The organism is Streptomyces sp. NPDC091377 (assembly GCF_044757045.1).
Classification (GTDB): Bacteria; Actinomycetota; Actinomycetes; order Streptomycetales; family Streptomycetaceae; genus Streptomyces.
On record NZ_JBIVUE010000015.1, the window covers coordinates 102,971 to 120,006 of the forward strand.

A 17,036-nucleotide genomic window follows, 5' to 3' on the forward strand; every position below is an offset into this window, starting at 1 on the left:
CGCTCAGCCTCCCATGTCGGTGATCCGGAGCCGCGACATCACAGCCTGGCACATGTCGCAGCCGGGCAGGACCTGCCGGTTGCGGCGATGGCCGAAGGGTTTGTGCAGCATCGCGAGGCTGCGGCTGCCGCGTACCAGGTCCCCGGCGCGCATCGCCTGGGCGATGCAGCCGATCTCGGCGCAGCCACCGTGGTGGCCGACCTGGAGCACGACCCGGCGCAGGGACAGCGGCAGACTGCGGATGTCCTCGGCGGAGCGGTTCCGGCTGGTGTCGAAATACACCATGCCCGAGGGGGTCCACAGACCGCTGGCCACACCCTCGTTCTTGCCGGGACCCATCCGCTGGAGGTCCGTGTAGACGCGGAGATCGCTCTCCTCGTCACCCGGGCCGCACTGGTTGTGGTTGAGGACCGGTGTCGAGCCGAAGAGCACATAGAACGTGTGCGCGTCGGTGACGGTGAGGTTGTGGACGGTGGCCTTCTTCGCCGTCCACGCCTTGACGGCGTCGATCTGGACCCAGGCGCCCGAGGACGTCTGGAGCCACTGGCCCGCCTCCAGGTCACCGGCGTCGACCCACTCCCGCAGGGACGGCACCCAGAAGGGGTGGCCGGCGGTCGCGGTGACGGTCGCCGTGGCGACGTCGGCGGTCGATCCGTCATGGACCGTGAGCGTGATCCGCACCAGGTCCTTGCGGCCCTTTCCGACGATGGTCGCCGCCGCCGTCTCCACGGTGGTGCGGCCCGTCTCCGGGTCGGTGGCGAGCACCTTGTCGCCGACCCTGACCTTCTCGATCGGCCGGGTGCTGCCGTCCGCCATCAGCACCTTCGTGCCGGGCACGAAGCTGTTGATCTGGCAGACCTGGCCCTGGGCCTCTTCCTTGGCGGACTCCCGGGCCTCGTTCTTCACCTCCTTGGCGACCTTCTTGACCGCTCGTTTCACCTGTGACGGCTTGGGCCGCGGCTTCGGCTGGGAGCGGGGCTTGGCGCGCGGCTTGGGACGGGCCGCCGCCTTGCGGGCCGCCGCTCTGCGCGCCGCCGCCTTCTTCGCCGCCGCGCGGGCGGCTCGGGCGCGTGCCTGTGCCGCCGCGCGACGGGCCGCCGCGCGTTTGGCCGCGGCTCGCGCCGCCGCCCGCTTGGCCGCCGCACGCTTGGCCGCCGCCGCCTTGCGGGCCGCCTCACGGCGGGCCTTGGCCGCGGCACGCTTGGCCGCCTCGATCGCCCGCTTGCGGGCCAGGGCAGCCGCGCGCCGCGCCGCCGCCTGGGCCGCCTTGCGGGCCGCGATGATCGCCGCACGGCGGGCCGCCGCGCGGATGGCCGCCTGGATGGCGATCCGGGCCGCGATCCCGATGAGGACGGGGAAGAACTCGCCCGTCGGGTCGGAGAACGTGGCCGGGGCGTTGTTGCTGTAGGCGTACGGGTTCATCGTGGCCGGCTGGCCGTAGTCGACCATGGGGTCGACCTGGATGAACCGTCCGGTGGCCGGGTCGTAGTCCCGGGCACCGAGCCTGGTCAGGCCGGTGTCCTGGTCGACGGTGCCGCCGACGAAGCCGCGCTGTCCGGGCCAGGCGGCGGGCTGCTGCCCGCGTGCCTCGCCGAACGGCATGGACTTGCGCCGGGTGACACCCATCGCCGGGTCGGCCAGGTCCACCACCGTGTTGGCGGTGCCGTGGTGGTCGGCCAGCATGAGCTGACGGACCCCGCCGGTGCCGCGGACCACGGTGGAGCCGTCGGGGAGCCCGTAGAAACGCTCCGCCGTGGCCTGGGTGTTGGCCGCGTTGACGGTCAGCTCGGCCTCGCCGAGGTACAGCGTGCGGCTGCCGTCGGCCCCGGTGCGGATGAGGCGTTCCCCATTGCCGCCGTACAGGTACGACGTGGTCTTGCTGCCGCCGCCCTCGACGGGCTGGGTCACCTTGCGCAGCTGGCCCTCGATGTCGTACTCAAGGGTCTGCTCGGTGCCGCCGTGCTGACGTCCGGTGGTGTTGCCCGCCTTGTCGTAGCCGAAGGTGGCGAGCGTCTGGCCCTGCGGGCCGGTGGACTTGACCTCGGCCAGCGCGTTGGGACCACCCACGCCCGGCTTGCCGTACACATAGTCACGGGTGACGTTCTTGGTGGTGTCGCCCGTGGTGTCGTGCTCGACGAGCTGGGTGCGGTTGCCCGCGGTGTCGTACTCGAAGGACTGCCAGTACGCCTCCGGGCCGCCGACGGTGTCCTTGGACGGGCCGGTCGCGCAGTTCTCGGTCTTCGCGGTCCAGGCGGAGGTCATCTGCCGGAGCCGGTTGTAGGCGAAGCACTGCGTGTCGGTCTTGCCCGCGTCGGGCGCTGCGGCCCCGGGCGTGTCGGTGATCTTGGTGACGTTGCCGGCCTCGTCGTACGCGTACCGCGTCTCGTTGATGCGCAGCGGGGCGATCGAACGGTCGAAGGTGGAGGACTGCAGACGGCGGGTGAACTCGTCGTAGACGTAGGTGCCGTAGACCTGCTTGCCCGCCGGTCCCGCGTCCGTGCGCAGGATCTCCCCGAACGCCGAGTACTGGGCGCCGGCGAGGTAGGTGGACGCGCCGCCGATGAAGATGGGCAGGTCGTCCGTGTTGTAGCGGAAGACGATCCGCTCGGTGACCAGTCCGCCGAGGCCGGGGACGGAGATCCAGGAGAGGTTGCCGGTGGGCGTGTACGCGTACTCGTACTCGTAGGTGCCGGCCAGGCCGGTCTCCTCAGTGGGGATCACCGTCTTGGTCTTCTTCACCCGGTAGGCGTCGTCGTAGGCGGTGACCTCCTCCCGGTACTCGCGTCCGCCGTCGTGGCGGATCTGTGCGGTGGGCAGTCCCTTGGCGAGGGTGTCGTACGTCCACTCCACGCGCTTGGGGCCGGTGGGGCTGCCTTCCCGCAGGGATGTGGTACGGCCTCCTTCGTCGTAGGTGGTGAACAGGGACCGCTTCTGCGGGTCGATGGTCTCGACCACGTTGTCCGCGTTGTCGTAGCGCAGTTCGGTCCGGCCGCCGTCGGGGTCGGTGATGGCGGTCTGGCGTCCGCGCTTGTCGTACTCGAACTCGGTGACGGCGCCGCCGGGGGCGGTGACCTTCATCAGGTTGTCGAGGTCGTCGTACTCGTAGAGGGTGTCCCGCCACTTGGTGCGGGCCTCGTCGGTGTACTCGCGCATCCGCTCGACGCGGCCCTCGGCGTCCTCGAAGGCGGCCGTGACCGTGTCGCCGCCCGGCGGGATCGTCGTGGAGACGTCACCGTCGCGTTCGGTCGTGGTGCGCAGTTTCTCGGTCCCGCGGTAGTAGGTCACCTCGGCGGTGGGCTGGCCCAGTCCGTCGAAGGTGACGCGGTTCTGCGAGGGGACCTCGTTGTCGCCGACCTGGAGGAGCTTGGCCTCGGGATCGGTGGCGTGGTAGTAGCCGTCGTTCTCCTTCCAGACCCGGCCGGCGCTGTCGTAGAAGGTGTCGTTGACGATACGGCCCGCGCCGACCGCCTTGTCCTGGGTCTGCCGCTCGCGCAGCAGACCGTCGAGGATCTCGTACGACACGGCGTACTCGCCGTTGTCCTTGAGCGTGCGCGAGGTGACGATCGTCGGGCCGTCGCGGCGCACGGTGTAGTCGTACGTCGCCGTCGGCGTCTGTGTCGCCGCGTCGCGGTCGATCTCCCAGACCTTGAGGAGCCGGCCCAGCGGGTCGTACTCCATGGTGGCCTTCTTGCCGTTGGCGTCCTCCTCGGTCAGCGACATGCCGCGGACGTCGTCGAACACCGTGGTCTCGGTGTGGCCGAGGGGGTCGGTGGAGATCTGCTTGACGGGCCGGGCCACCGTGGTCGGCGTGTACGTGACGGACGTCTTGCGGTTGTCCGCGTCCCAGGTCGCGGTCTCGCGCCCGTGGATGTCGTACTGCGTCTTGTCGATGGTGACGTGGCCGGTCCCGGCGCCGTTCAGCTCCTGGACCTCGGTGGGCAGGCCCTTGGTGGGGGCCGCGCCGAAGGCCAGGTCGTCGTAGAGGGTGCGGGTGTCCTCCACGACCTCGGCGCCGGTGGTGCCGCAGGCGCCGAGCGTGGTCCGCTCCCGCGACTCCAGTTCGATCAGGTGCGCCGCGGTGTTGCGGGCGTAACTGACCGTGGAGCAGCGGATCTTGCCGCCGGCCGTCTTCTCCTCGACCTGTGTCGGCAGCCCGTAGCTGTCGTACGTGGTGGTCTCGGTGGAGGTGCGCCAGGTGGTGCCCTTGACGTGTTCGCGGGTGCGGACCGTCTCGGGACGGGCCATCCACGCTTCCAGCGGGGTGGTGCCAGGGCGGGTGCGGGTCGCGGTCTTCACGGCCCACGGGAGGGTGACGGTCGAGGAGTCGGCCGGGCCTCCGTCGGAGGAGTAGCCGATCTGCTCCAGCAACTGGCCCTGGTACTGCGGCAGGTCGTCGTGGCTGGTGCCCTCGCTGGTGGTGACGCTGGAGGTACGCGTGCCCGAGCCCAGTTTGTCGCCGTGCAGTCCGCGGAAGTAGCGGTGCTCGGTGAGCTGCTTGACGTCGGTGCCGCCGCCGAGGCGGGTGCGGACCTTCTCGTAGCCCCGGTACTGCGACCAGGTGCGGTTCTTGTTCTCGGTGAACTCGCTGTCGTCGTACGCCCAGGCGGCGCCGCCCAGGAATTCGTACGACGTCACCTTGGCGGGGCTGTCGGTGACCAGGTCCTCCTCGCGGACCTCGGTGACCAGGTACTTGTGGAACCAGTCCTGCACCGGCTTCAGGGCGCCCTTGGGCGTCCAGTACTGCGGGTAACAGCGCATGGTGTTGGACTCGGGGCTCGCCGGCATCCGCTTCGGCTCCAGGGCCTGGCAGTCGCGGGGCGAGTAGGTGATGCCGATCCGGCCGCCGGTCTCGGTGTCGATGGCGTGGATCCGGTGGCGGGAGAACGGCGGCAGTCCCTCGACGCCGTCGACCCGGTTGTCCATCTGGATACCGGCGAAGGACACCTTCGGCATCGCGGCCGTGGCGCCCGCTCCGTGGCCGGTGCGGGTGAGGGACTCCAGCCACAGGGCGGCGGAGGTGCCGTCGCCGGTGGCCGGGTAGGACGAGTCCAGGGCCCAGGAGTCGACCGGCTTGAGCGCGGTGCCGGAGAGCACACTGGTGGTGATCTTCGTCAGCCGCTTGGTGGACCAGAAGGTCGGGGAGAACTTGTCGGTGCACTTGGCACCGGAGGCGCACTCCTGGTCGAGCGGGGTGTCCGGCCAGTGCTTGGCGTTGGCCGTGGTCCGCTTGGACTCCGCGCAGTCGAACGAGGCGTTGGGCACGCAGCGTTCGGCGAGGGTGAAGGCGACCCGGCCGGCCGGCTGGGCGCCGAACAGCTTGTCCGAGCGCAGCCCGTAGTCGATCCGGGAGAGCTGGGCGTTACGGTCGTAGGACGCCTGCTGGTCGGCCTTCATGTTCTGGCCGTAGAAATTGGTCCACTTGTTCCACCACAGGGTCATGGCGTCGCCGAGCGGGTCCACGACGTAGTCGAGGTTCCAGCGGTACGCCTGCTTGCAGTCGGAGTCCATGAACGCGGTGGCGTGGCAGGGCTCGTCCGGGTGGTTGCCGAACACCGGCACGGTGAGCGCCGAGTTGGTGACCGTGCCCTCGGGGGCGCCGGGGAGCTTGTTGAGCCCGAAGTGGTACTGGGTGCCGTCGGTCGTGGTCAGCAGCCAGTACTCGCCGTCCTTGGAGCCGTTGGCGGCGCCGGTCTTGCGCTGGAGGCGGGAGCCGTCGTCGTCGGCGGGGCGCCACTCGTCGGTGCCGTCCTTCTTGACGAGTTCGGTGGTGTTGCCGCCGAGGGACATCACGACATGGTCGGAGCCCCAGCACAGGTCGCCGCTGTCGCCGATGTTGTTGGGCTTCTTGCCGCCCACCTCACCCTTGTCGTCCGAGCAGGAGCGGAAGCGCCGCTCGATGAAGCCGGGCTCGTAGTCCCAGCCCTCGGCGATCCAGGAGGACTGCCCGTTGGTGGAGGCGGTCCGGCCGTCCACGGCCTGCGAGGAGTAGGAGAGTTCCACCTCGGGCTGCGGGCCGCCGGGCACCTCGGGCGCCTCGATGGGGTACGTCCACGAGAAGCCGCCGGAGGACGAGCCCGCCATCCACGAGCCCGACGGTGACAGCGATGTCGCCTCGTGGCTGCCGCCGGGTCCGGAAGCGGCGGCGGTCGCCGCGAACACGGCGGGCGCGGCGGCCAGGTCGGCGGTGCCGGTGACGGTCTTCGCGACCGGGTCGTTGGCGCCGGGCAGCGCGGTGCGCGCGCGGCAGCGTTCCAACTCCGGTGTGGTCAGGGCGCAGGCCGGCAGGCGGTGGAGCCGGAGCCGGGAGCCCCAGTCGCCGCCGTAGGTGTCCTTGATGGCGGCGTAGTCCAGCTCCAGTTCCACGGAGCCGGAGGCGGCCGGGGCCAGTCCGTCACCGCCGGGCGCGGCGGTGAACAGCACACCCGCGACGCCTGCCTCGCGGGCCGCGGCCGGGTCCTTGACCTGGACGTCGACGGCGCTTCCGGCGTCGGCCGTGGCACGCTTCGGGGCGGAGCCGGAGGTGCGCAGGCCGTTGCCCTTGCCCTTGCCCGCCTTGGTGGCGCCGGGATCGGCCTGACGGACCCTCACCATGTGGTCCTGCACGGGGCTTTCGCCGCGGGGTGTGCCCTCGGCGAGGCCGTCGGCGCCGTCGGCGCCGGTGATCAGGGGCGCCTTCCTGGACGCCCCCTCGGGCAGGTTGTCGCGACGGTCGGTGACGAGGGTGGTGAAGCCCTCGGCCTTGATCTTCCCGGCCGAGGCATGGAAAACGCCCTCGGCGTCGTCACGTGCCTTCGGGCGTTTCTTCTCGAAGTCCCTTCCCGGGACTGACCTTTCGCGCTGGACGTCCCCGAGCCGGGAACTTCCGTCGGCGGCACTCGCGTCGTCGGGTATGAGTCCGACGAAGAGAACCAGTCCCACGAACAGGGACACGGATCTGTGCCAATGGCCGAAGTAGCGCAGCTGTCTTATCAGCTGGTCCACTACAGGACCTCCCCCTTACTCACTCTGCCACTCACTCTGTGTGATGGAGTGGTGAACGGTGAGACACAGTAAGCGCTCTCGATCTTCCTGACAAGTAATTCACAGGTAATGCGACAACCCCCACTTCGGTCACACGTCAGTCAAGAAAACCCCTGGTGGCGTGTACTGTTCGGCGTCGCGGCCCACGTGGATGGGCCGCCCCGGACCCTCACAAAAGGGTCCGTCGGCATCGACTCCGGGGGGATTCGCCCATGCCAGAAAAATCCCGAAGACCACGCCCGGCACATCGCTGGTCGCGGGCCGCGCTCGTCGCGGTGCTCGCCGGCGGGACGCTCGGGCTGACACCGCTGACGGCACCGGGAACCGGTACGGCCGCGGCGGCGGACTCCGGCTCGACGGCGGTGACCGCCGAGGAACGCGCGCTGAAGCGGGCCGCGCGGACCGGTGAGCCCGTGGAGGTGGTCGCCGCCCGCTCCGAGACCAGTGAGACCCACGCCCTGCCCAACGGCAATCTGCGGACCACCCAGCACACCCAGCCCGTGCGGGTGAAGCGCGAGGGTGCCTGGCTGCCCGTCGACACCGACCTCGCCGTGCGGGCGGGCCGGGTCGCACCCAAGGCCACACCCGGTGACATCACCTTCTCCGCGGGCGGTGACACCCGGCTGGTCACCCTGGCCGACCGGGGCGGTGAACTCGCCCTGACCTGGCCGACATCGTTGCCCAAGCCAGTGCTCGACGGCACCACCGCGACCTACCCGGAGGTCTTCCCCGGGGTGGATCTCGCGGTACGCGCCAGCGTGGACGGCTTCAGCCAGGCGCTGATCGTCAAGACACCCGAGGCGGCGAGCCTCCCCGAGCTGAACCAGGTGGGCTTCGGCCTCCAGGTGGAGGGCCTCGACGTCCGCAAGGACGCCACCACGGGCACCCTCCAGGCGGTGAACGCGGCCGGTCAGACGGTGTTCGCCTCCTCGACGGCCCGGATGTGGGACTCGTCGGGCAAGGAGGCGGAGGCCCCGCCTCCGGCCGCGCTGAGGACGGCGGGCACCACGGCCACCTCCGCGGAGCCCTCACCCCTGACCCCCGGCACCAAGAGCAGCGAGGTCGGGGTCGAGGTCACCGACACCAAGATCGTGCTGACGCCGGACCAGAAGCTGCTGGACGCACCGGACACGAAGTTCCCGGTCTACATCGACCCGCGGATGACCGGCACCCGCGAGGCGTGGACCATCGCCTACAAGCCGCACCCCACCAACAGCTACTGGAACGGCACCGGTTGGAGCGGCGGCACCACCAACGAGGCCCGGGTCGGCTACGAGTCGTCCACCGGCGGTACGGCCCGTTCGTACTTCCGGGTCGGCTCGAAGTTCCTGGCCGGGGTGAAGGTGATCGACGCGCAGTTCCAGATCACCGAGACCCACTCGTGGTCCTGCACCCCGAAGCCGGTGGAGCTGTGGCTGACCAACCCGATCTCGTCCAAGACCACCTGGAACGACCAGCCCACCGAGCTGGCCCGCCAGGACAGCCGTAACTACGCGCACGGCAACGAGACCTACGGCTGCCCGAACAAGGCGGTCGACTTCACCGCCAAGGACGCGGCGGTCAAGGCGGCGGCCGGCAAGTGGTCGACCGTGACCTTCGGGCTGCGGGCACCCAAGAGCGCCGAGGACGCCAAGGACGAGTACAGCTGGAAGAAGTTCAGCCCGGACGCCAAGCTGATCGTGGAGTTCAACCGCCTCCCGAAGGCCCCCTGGGCGCTGGACACCATCCCCAGCACCAAGGTCGGCACGACCGAGTGCGGCAACGGCTCCTCGTACGTGACGCTGGGCAACACGGATGTGCAGCTCACGGCGCAGGTGTGGGACCCGGACGGCGGTGACGTCAATGTCCAGTTCCATCTGTGGGCCACCGGCAAGCGGGACCTGCCGCCCGGACTGCTCTTCGACAAACGGGTGAAGGTCACCGTCAAGGCGAGCGACTCCAAGGGCGCCCAGGCCCGGGTCACCGTGCCCAAGGACCTGCTGACGAAGAACATCGGCGCGAGCAACGGCCAGTTCTCGTGGAAGGCGCAGGCCGAGGACGCGGCCGACGCCAACTTCGCCACCGACTGGACACCGACGGTCGGCGCGAACGGCTGCCGCTTCGGCTTCGACCCGAACGCCCCCGCGGTCATGCCCACGGTGACCTCGCAGAACAATCTGTTCCCGGAGACCGCGCCCGGCGCGGAGCCGGTCGAGGGCGCGCTGGCCCGCACCGAGGGCACCTTCGAGTTCGGTGCGAACGGTGTCGGCGACGCCACCAAGTACCTGTACGACCTGGACCGCACCCCGCCGAGCAAGGAGGCGAAGCCCGCGGCCAAGGGCGGTTCGGCGACAGCCAAGATCACCCCGCTGACCCCGGGCCCGCACGTCCTGTACGTACGGATCGTGGACGCGGGCGGCAACCCCGGACCGGTCTACCCGTACCGGTTCTACGTCAAGAGCCCCGGTGTCCCGGACAAGCCCGGTGACGTCAACGGCGACGCCGCGCCGGACCTGTTCGCCGTGGACGGCACCGGCAATCTGCGGCTGTACGGCGGCACCGGGAACGGCCGGGTCGCCACGATGCTCCCGCTGTCCTCCGACGGCGGCTGGACCAACTCGCTGCTGACCCACCGCGGTGACTGGACCGGTGACTTCTACGAGGATCTGGTCGCCCGGCGTTCCGACGGCAAGCTGTGGGTCTACCCGAACAACGGGCAGGGCGAGTTCACCGACGACACCAAGCAGGAGGTGCACTTCTTCCCGGACGCGGAGACGGAGGTGGCGCTGGACCCGGCGACGATCAAGCAGATCGTGTCGGTCGGCGACATCACCCCGGACAGCGAGACGTCCAACCCGGACTTCGTGGCCGTCATCGGCGATCAGCTCTGGTTCCTGCCGGGCCACGCGTACGGCACGGTCGACTCCGGCTATCTGATCGGCACCCGCGGCTGGGGCGTCATGCAACTCGCCTCCCCCGGTGACGTGGACGGCGACGGGTTCGTGGACCTGATCACCCGCAGCACCTCCACCGGCGAACTGACGGTGTACCGCGGCACGGGCCGGGACGCGGACGGCGACGGTGTCCCCGACGGCGGCACCGACCCGTCGTCCCTGGGCTCCGGCTCCAGCCGCACCCCGTACGGCACGGGCTGGACCACCACCGCCCGCCCGCTGTTCACCGCCTCCGGTGACAGCGACGGCGACAACATCCCCGACCTGTGGACGACGACCGCCAACACCACCGCGGGCCTGGAGTTCATCCCCGGCCGCCGCACCGGTGTGCACGGTCCGCCGGCCGTGGTGGGCTCGGGCGGCTGGCAGTCGATCAAACTGATCTCCTGACCGGCAGCATGGTGTGACCGACGGCCGGCCTCCCGCCAGGGGGGCCGGCCGTTTCATCGTCCGCCGCCCGGCCCCGCCCACTTCGCCCCGTCGATCTCGGCCCGCACCGTCTTGCCCGGCGGCTCCCGGTCCACCACCTCCCACCGATCCGCCAGCGCCTCCACCAGCACCAGCCCACGCCCCGACTCGTCCAGCCCGGCCGGTTCCGGCACCCGCCGCGGCCCCGGCGGCCGGACCTCGGTCCTGGTGTCGGTCACCTCGATCCGCACCCGGTCGGCCAGCAACGACAACCGCACCTCGAAGCCCCGCCCGGGCACCCGCCCGTGGGTGACGGCGTTGGCGGAGGCGAGGAGATTGATGAGCACCCCTCGTGAACTCGCCTGGTTCAAGAGCAGCTACAGCTTCGAGGGCGCGGTGAAACTTTCCCTTTGTGCGTATGACATGCACAGATCTAAGATCAGCCGTTCTTTCGACCGGTATCGACCGAGGGATTCCCCGTGCACCGTTCCGCACCACCCACGCCCACCCCCGGCAGGCGAAGACGTCTGACGCGACGGGCCCTGACCGCGGCTCTGCTGGCCGCTCTCGTATGTGCTCCGCTGCCCCTGTTCAAGGATCCCGCGTTCGCCGGGGACGCCGATCCGGCGCCCGCGACGCCCGCGGTGGGGCAAGGCAGCGGCGGTGCCCGGGCCGAGATCGTGTCCGAGCGCACCGATTCGACCACCACCTGGGCCAACGCCGACGGCACCACCACCGTCGAGACCCACACCGGTCCGATCCGGGTCAAGCAGCCCGACGGCGGCTGGCGGCCCGTCGACACCACCCTCGTCGCCGAGGACGGTGTGGTGCGGCCGAAGACCGCCGCCGCCGACATCACCTTCTCCGGCGGCGGCACGGGCGAACCGCTGGCCGAGGTCACCCGCGGCCGTCACACGCTCGGTCTGGACTGGCCCGGCACGCTGCCCGAGCCCCGGCTGGACGGACCGACCGCGGTCTACCCCGGCGCGGTCGAGGGCGGCGATCTCGTGGTCACCGCCCTGAAGGAAGGATTCTCCCACTCCGTTCTCCTGCACCAGCGGCCCGACGGCCCGGTCCGTTACCGGCTGCCCGTGTCGGCCGACGGCCTCACCTTGCAGGAGACCTCGGACGAACGGCTGCGCTGGAACGACAGCAGTGGCCGCGCGGTGGCCACCGCGCCCCTGCCGGTCATGTGGGGCACGGGCGAGAAGGCCGCTTCCGGTGAGCCCGAGGACCTGGCCGCCATCGACGTCACGATCGAGCGGGACGCGGACACCGGCGGCCAGGTCCTGGTCCTGGAGCCCGACCCGGCGTTCCTCGCCGACCCCGGTCTGCGGTACCCGGTCACCATCGACCCGACGGACTCCCTGCTCGGTCCGGTGACCGACACCTGGGTCCAGTACGACGACTACCTCACCTCCCAGCGCGGCTCGACCGAGCTGAAGTCCGGTACCTACAACGGCACCGAGAAGGCCCGCTCGTACCTGAAGTTCGACACCGCGAAGTACGCGGGCAAGCGCGTCGTGGACACCGACCTGCGCCTGTACTCGTACTACGCGTCCACCTGCGACACCACCAACTCCGGCAACCAGGTACGCCGTATCACCTCGGCCTGGGACCCTTCGGCCCTCACCTGGGCGGCGCAGCCCACGACCACCACGACCGGCGCCGTCACCTCCACCGCGGCCAAGGGGTACAACACCTCCTGCCCGGCCGGACACGTCTCCTGGGACATCGACGGGATCGTGCAGTCCTGGGCCGACGGCCAGCCCAACCACGGGGTGCGGATCGCGGCCGTGGACGAGACGGACCCGCTCACCTGGCGCCGCTACCACTCGGCGAACCAGACGGACGGCGCGCACAACGCCGCCTACGAGCCCTCCCTGACCGTCACCTACAACTCCCGGCCCGCGACGGCGGCGGCCGTCTCCCCGGCGTCGGGGAGCTACACCTCGGACACCACGCCCACGCTGTCCGCGAAGGCCACCGACGCCGACGGCCAGCAGCTCACCCTGACCTTCGAGGTCTGGGCGGCGAACGGCACCGCGGCTCTTCAGTCCGGCACCTCCGCCGCCGTGGCCTCCGGGGCGGTGGCGACCCGAACGGCCGCCGCGCTGACGCCCGGTGGCTACAAGTGGCGGGCCAGGGCGTCCGACGGCACCGACACCGGCGCGTGGTCGGGGTGGCAGACGTTCACCGTCGACACCACGCCCCCGCCCGTCCCCACCCTCACCACCACCAGCCACCCCTCGGCGTCGGCCTGGTACAACGCCACCGCCTTCGCGGGCGCGCTCGCCGCCACCGACGCCTCCGGGATCAGCGGATACGCGGTCAAGCTCGACCAGAACCCGACGACGGCCGCCGGTACCACCGTCACGCAGACCACGGCCGACGTGAACTGGTCCGGGCGCACCGACGGAACCTGGTGGGTGCACGCGGCGGCCAAGGACAAGGCCGGTCTGTGGTCGCCGACCCGGCACCGCGGCTTCAACGTGGACACCACCGCCCCCGGCGCGCCCGGCGGCCTGGTCTCCTCGACGCACCCGGTGACGACCAGCGCGTACGCCGAACGCACCGCGTCCTTCAGCTGGTCGGCGCCCGCCGACCTGTCCGGCGTCGCCGGTTACGTCGTCAGCGTGGACCGCGCCCCCGACACCCTGCCGCCCACCGGCGGCACCGTCCAGACGTCGACGAAGTTCACCACCACCGTCGACGCGGACGGCACCTGGTACCTCCACGTGCGGGCCAAGGACCAGGCGGGCAACTGGTCGTCCGGCGCCGCCCATCTGCCGTTCCGGGTCGACACGACGCTGCCGCCGAGCCCGGTGGTCAGCTCCACCACCCATCCCGACCAGACGAGCGCGTACCGGAGCGGCACCTTCGGGGCGACCTGGACCGCGCCCGCCGGCGCCTCCGCCGGGTACAGCGTCGTCGTGGACGACACCGGTGACACCGTGCCGGACAGCACCGCCGAGACCACCGACACCTCGTACACGACGACCCGTGCCGAGGGCACCTGGTACCTGCATGTGCGCGGTGTCGACAGCAACGGCGTGGGCGGGGCGACCTCGCACTACCGCTTCTCCGTCGACACCACCGCGCCCGGCGCCCCGACCGTGACGTCGACGGCCTACCCGTCGGACGCCTGGGCGGGCGGCGCGCAGGTGACGGGCACGTTCACCCTGGCACCGGACGCCGCCGACACCCGTACCCTGACGTACCGGATCGACGGCGGCACCGCGCAGACCGTCACCACCAGCGGTGGCCCGGTGGCGCTGCCGGTCACCCCGGCCACCGAGGGCAGCCACCGGCTGGTGGTCACCGCGACCGACCGGGCGGGCAACGTCTCGGCCGAGACCGAGCGGGCCTTCCATGTCGGACGGGCGGCCGTGACCGCGCCCGCCGACGGCGAGGTGCTCGTCGGTTCGGCCGACCTCGCGGTCAGCGCGCCCGCCTCGCTGACCGGGGTCACCTTCCTCCAGCGGACCTCGTCCGCCGACCCGTGGCAGGTCGTTCCGGCCGCCCAGGTCACCCGTGGCGACGGCACCGCCGTGACCTGGCCGGTGCCGCTCACCGACGGCTCGGCGCCCAAGCTGGTGTGGGACACCTCGTCCCTGTCCGGCAGCGGGGGCCGGCAGATCGGGGCCCGCTTCGGCGGCCCGTACGGTCCGCCGGAGGCCGAACCGGTCTCGGTGATCGTCGACCGGGTCGAGGTCATCGACGGCGGGGCGGACGACACCGTCCCGGAGTCGCAACCGGCCCGGGCCTACGCCCTGGAGCAGGCCGAGACCCGCGCCGCGCACCACCCCGACACCTTCGCCCCGCCCTACGTCGACCCGGCCACCGGTGATCTGGTCGCGCCGGTCACGCAGGCGGCCTCGGCCGACGCGGCGTCCGCGCCGATCCAGGTGACGCAGGTCCCGGCCGACGAGGGCAGCGGACTGCCCGCCGAGGACACGGAGGACGGCAGCAAGCCGGACACCGAGACCGTCGAGACGGAGACTCCGGCACCGCCCGCCGACGGGGTCGAGGAGTCCACCGGCGAGGAGTCCTTCGCCATGCCGGAGGACACCACGGAGCCGGCTCCCGCCCCGTCCGGGCCGACCGTCACCGAGGAGGTCGCCCCACGCACCGAGGTGGTGAAGCACAGCGTCACCGCGCTGGAGTCCGTACGCGACGAGGTCCTTCAGCTGACGGAAGCCGAACTGCCCGGGGTGGGCGGGTTGCGCGTGGCGTCCGTGGACGCGGTGCACAACCGGGTCGTCGTCCAGACCGAGACAGCCGCCCCGGCGCTGGTCACGGCCCTGGGCGAACGGTACGGAACGGACGCCGTGGCCGTACAGGTCACCCCCGGCGTCGACGCGCTGGACCCGCAGGCGAACCGCTCCAACGACACCTCGCCCTACTACGGCGGAGCGCGCATCTACTCGCAGCTCACCACCAGTTCGGCGACCTGGTGCACGGCCGGCTTCGCCTGGAGGTACAGCGGCAAGTGGTACACGGTGACCGCGGGCCACTGCACCACCGGCAACGGTGCGATCCTCAACCCCAGTAAGAAGGACTACATCGGCCCCGTCGTCCGGGACAACTGGAAGAACGGGCACGGCTCGGTGAAGCTCGCGGGTCAGGGCTACTACTCGGGTGACCTGTCGCTGTACCGGATGACCGGCGACAGCCCCGCGTCGGCCCGGATCTACAAGGGCGGCAAGACCTCCAGTTCGTCGCGCCCCGTCCACGACTACTGGCGGCGCTGGGCGCAGAGCGGCGACAAGGTCTGCACGGGCGGCATGATGACCGGTGAGAAGTGCGGCTGGAAGGTGACGGACACCCAGGTGACCGTCCACTACTCGGGAGGTACGACGGCCAGGAACATGGTCGTGGCCAAGAAGACGTCCGGCTCCTGCACCGTCAAGGGTGACTCGGGCGGCCCGGTGTACACCGTCGACGGCAGCGGTCGCGCCTTCGCCAAGGGCATCATCTCCGGTGGCGGCGGTGGCGGCGGCGACAACAGCGGCGGTCTCTTCGACCCGTGCTGGCTGTACTTCACCGACATCGGGCTGGCCAACAGCGCCTTCCCCGGCACCGTGGCGAGGTACTGACATGCGTCGAGCGCTGCTCACCGCGCTGCTGGTGACGGCCCTGACCGGATGCTCGGTCTTCGGCCAGGACCCACCGTGCACCCAGGCCGACGCGGACTCCCAGGTGTCCACGGTGTGGCGGCCCGCCGACTTCGGCGGCCAGGACGCGGTGAAGATCCGGGTGTGCGTGGACGGCACCTGCGAGGAACGGTCGTCGGGCGACCCCGCTGACCCCGTCGCCTCGCTGACCGTCCGGCTCCCCGACGACATCGGCGCGGCCACCGTGCCGGTACGGCTCACCGTGACCTCCGCGAAGAGCGGTGACACGGTGGTGGAGGACAGCACCCGGGCCGAGTTGACCGAGCAGCACCCCAACGGCGCCTCGTGCCCGCCCACCGTGTGGACGGCGACGTTCCGCGCCCATCACGAGAAGGGACTCACCTCCCCCGAGGGGATGAAGCTCCAGAACTGAGCGCCCAACTCCAGAACTGAGCGCCCACATCCAGGACTGAGCGCCCCGCACGACGCGCCCGCCCGCCCGGCCCGACCGGAAGGGCGGGCGCTGTGCGTCGGCCCTCCGGCCTGGGTCAGACGCGGCGGACCCGCCAGAGCCACGCCGACGTGCCGGCCAGCAGGGCGAGCGCCGCCAGGTTGGCGACGACGGCCGGGGTGGGGCCGACCGGCCGGTCGCTGGAGAGGTTCCAGACGCTGATGGCGAGGGTCAGCCCGACGGTGACCAGTACGCCGGTGATCTTCTGCGGGGCGACCCAGTGCACCGAGGTGCAGAGCAGCACCGCGCCGACGAGCCGGAACAAGGTGCTGCAGACCTGTACGGCGGTCAGGTCGGGGAGCAGTGTCGCGGCGAGGTACGGGACGGTGAGCAGCAGCAGCGGGACCAGCGGGTGCACGGTGCCGCGCCGGGCGGGCGCAGCGGCGTCGCCCGTCCGGGCCGGGGCGCCGACGGTGCCGCTCCCCGCCTCGGCCAGCGCGGTCGCCGCGATCGTACGGGGGTCCCCCAGTCCGGCCAGGATCTCGCCGATCGCGAGGTCGGGGCGTTCGGCGCGGGTCACCTCTATGTGTTCGGCGAGGTCGGCGAGGAGTTCCTGGCGGCGGTCGGCGGGGAGCGCGGAGGTCTCGCGTCCGACGGCCGAGAGGTAGTCGTGCGCGAGGTCGGCAGAGGTCTTCATGCGAGGTCTCCGGTCACGGGGTGGGGGGTGGTCAGAAAGGCGTCGACGGCGTCACGGAAGCCGGGCCAGACGCGGGTGAACTCGTCGAGCGCGGCCCGGCCGCTGTCGGTGAGCGCGTAGTAGCGGCGGGGCGGCCCGGAGGCGGACTCCTGCCAGGTGGTGGTCACCAGGTCGTCGCGGCGCAGCCGGGAGAGCAGCGGGTAGACCGTGCCCTGACTGGTGGCCAGCGCACCCGAGTCCTCCAGGGCGTGGAGCAGTTCCACGCCGTAGCGCGGGCGGTCCCGCATCAGGGCGAGGACGCAGTACTCCAGGACACCCTTGCGCAGCTGGGCGGCTGCCCGGGCCTGCTTGGTCGAATCACCTGGTTCCATGCGATGCAAGATACCTGGTCGAGCAAGTGGAAGGGAAAG

6 protein-coding genes and 1 pseudogene are annotated in these 17,036 nt (G+C 71.2%); 3 read left to right on the forward strand and 4 right to left on the reverse strand.

Features of this window, described 5'->3' with window-relative positions; all coding sequences use genetic code 11:
• Positions 1 to 3: 3 nt before the first annotated feature.
• Complete coding sequence (locus ACIQNG_RS28490) at positions 4 to 6,981, reverse strand: RHS repeat-associated core domain-containing protein (RefSeq protein WP_401488956.1); 6,978 nt, start codon at positions 6,979 to 6,981, stop codon at positions 4 to 6.
• A gap of 251 nt (positions 6,982 to 7,232) precedes the next feature.
• Here ACIQNG_RS28490 and ACIQNG_RS28495 point away from each other — a divergent pair, with 251 nt between their 5' ends.
• The gene (locus ACIQNG_RS28495) at positions 7,233 to 10,343 is read left to right on the forward strand and encodes an FG-GAP repeat domain-containing protein (protein ID WP_401488959.1); all 3,111 of its coding nucleotides are present in this window, start codon (positions 7,233 to 7,235) and stop codon (positions 10,341 to 10,343) included.
• A gap of 53 nt (positions 10,344 to 10,396) precedes the next feature.
• Here ACIQNG_RS28495 and ACIQNG_RS28500 read toward each other — a convergent pair.
• A pseudogene (locus ACIQNG_RS28500) lies at positions 10,397 to 10,687 on the reverse strand (ATP-binding protein); the annotation flags it as partial.
• Between the two features lie 153 nt (positions 10,688 to 10,840).
• On the opposite strand from ACIQNG_RS28500, the gene ACIQNG_RS28505 reads away from it, so the two are divergent.
• The gene (locus ACIQNG_RS28505; RefSeq protein ID WP_401488961.1) at positions 10,841 to 15,460 is read left to right on the forward strand and encodes a DNRLRE domain-containing protein; all 4,620 of its coding nucleotides are present in this window, start codon (positions 10,841 to 10,843) and stop codon (positions 15,458 to 15,460) included.
• Between the two features lies 1 nt (position 15,461).
• A complete protein-coding gene (locus tag ACIQNG_RS28510) occupies positions 15,462 to 15,911 on the forward strand; it encodes a hypothetical protein (protein WP_401438188.1) in 450 nt (149 codons plus the stop codon).
• A gap of 115 nt (positions 15,912 to 16,026) precedes the next feature.
• Here the strand turns inward: ACIQNG_RS28510 and ACIQNG_RS28515 are convergent, their stop codons facing one another.
• Both ACIQNG_RS28515 and ACIQNG_RS28520 read right to left on the reverse strand, forming a co-directional pair.
• Positions 16,027 to 16,626, reverse strand: coding sequence for an HAAS signaling domain-containing protein (locus ACIQNG_RS28515; protein WP_401488963.1), 600 nt, complete (start codon positions 16,624 to 16,626; stop codon positions 16,027 to 16,029).
• Positions 16,623 to 16,997: a PadR family transcriptional regulator gene (locus ACIQNG_RS28520; protein WP_401438193.1), complete on the reverse strand. Its 375-nt coding sequence runs from the start codon at positions 16,995 to 16,997 to the stop codon at positions 16,623 to 16,625. Before ACIQNG_RS28520 ends, ACIQNG_RS28515 begins: the two co-directional genes overlap by 4 nt.
• Positions 16,998 to 17,036 lie beyond the last annotated feature (39 nt).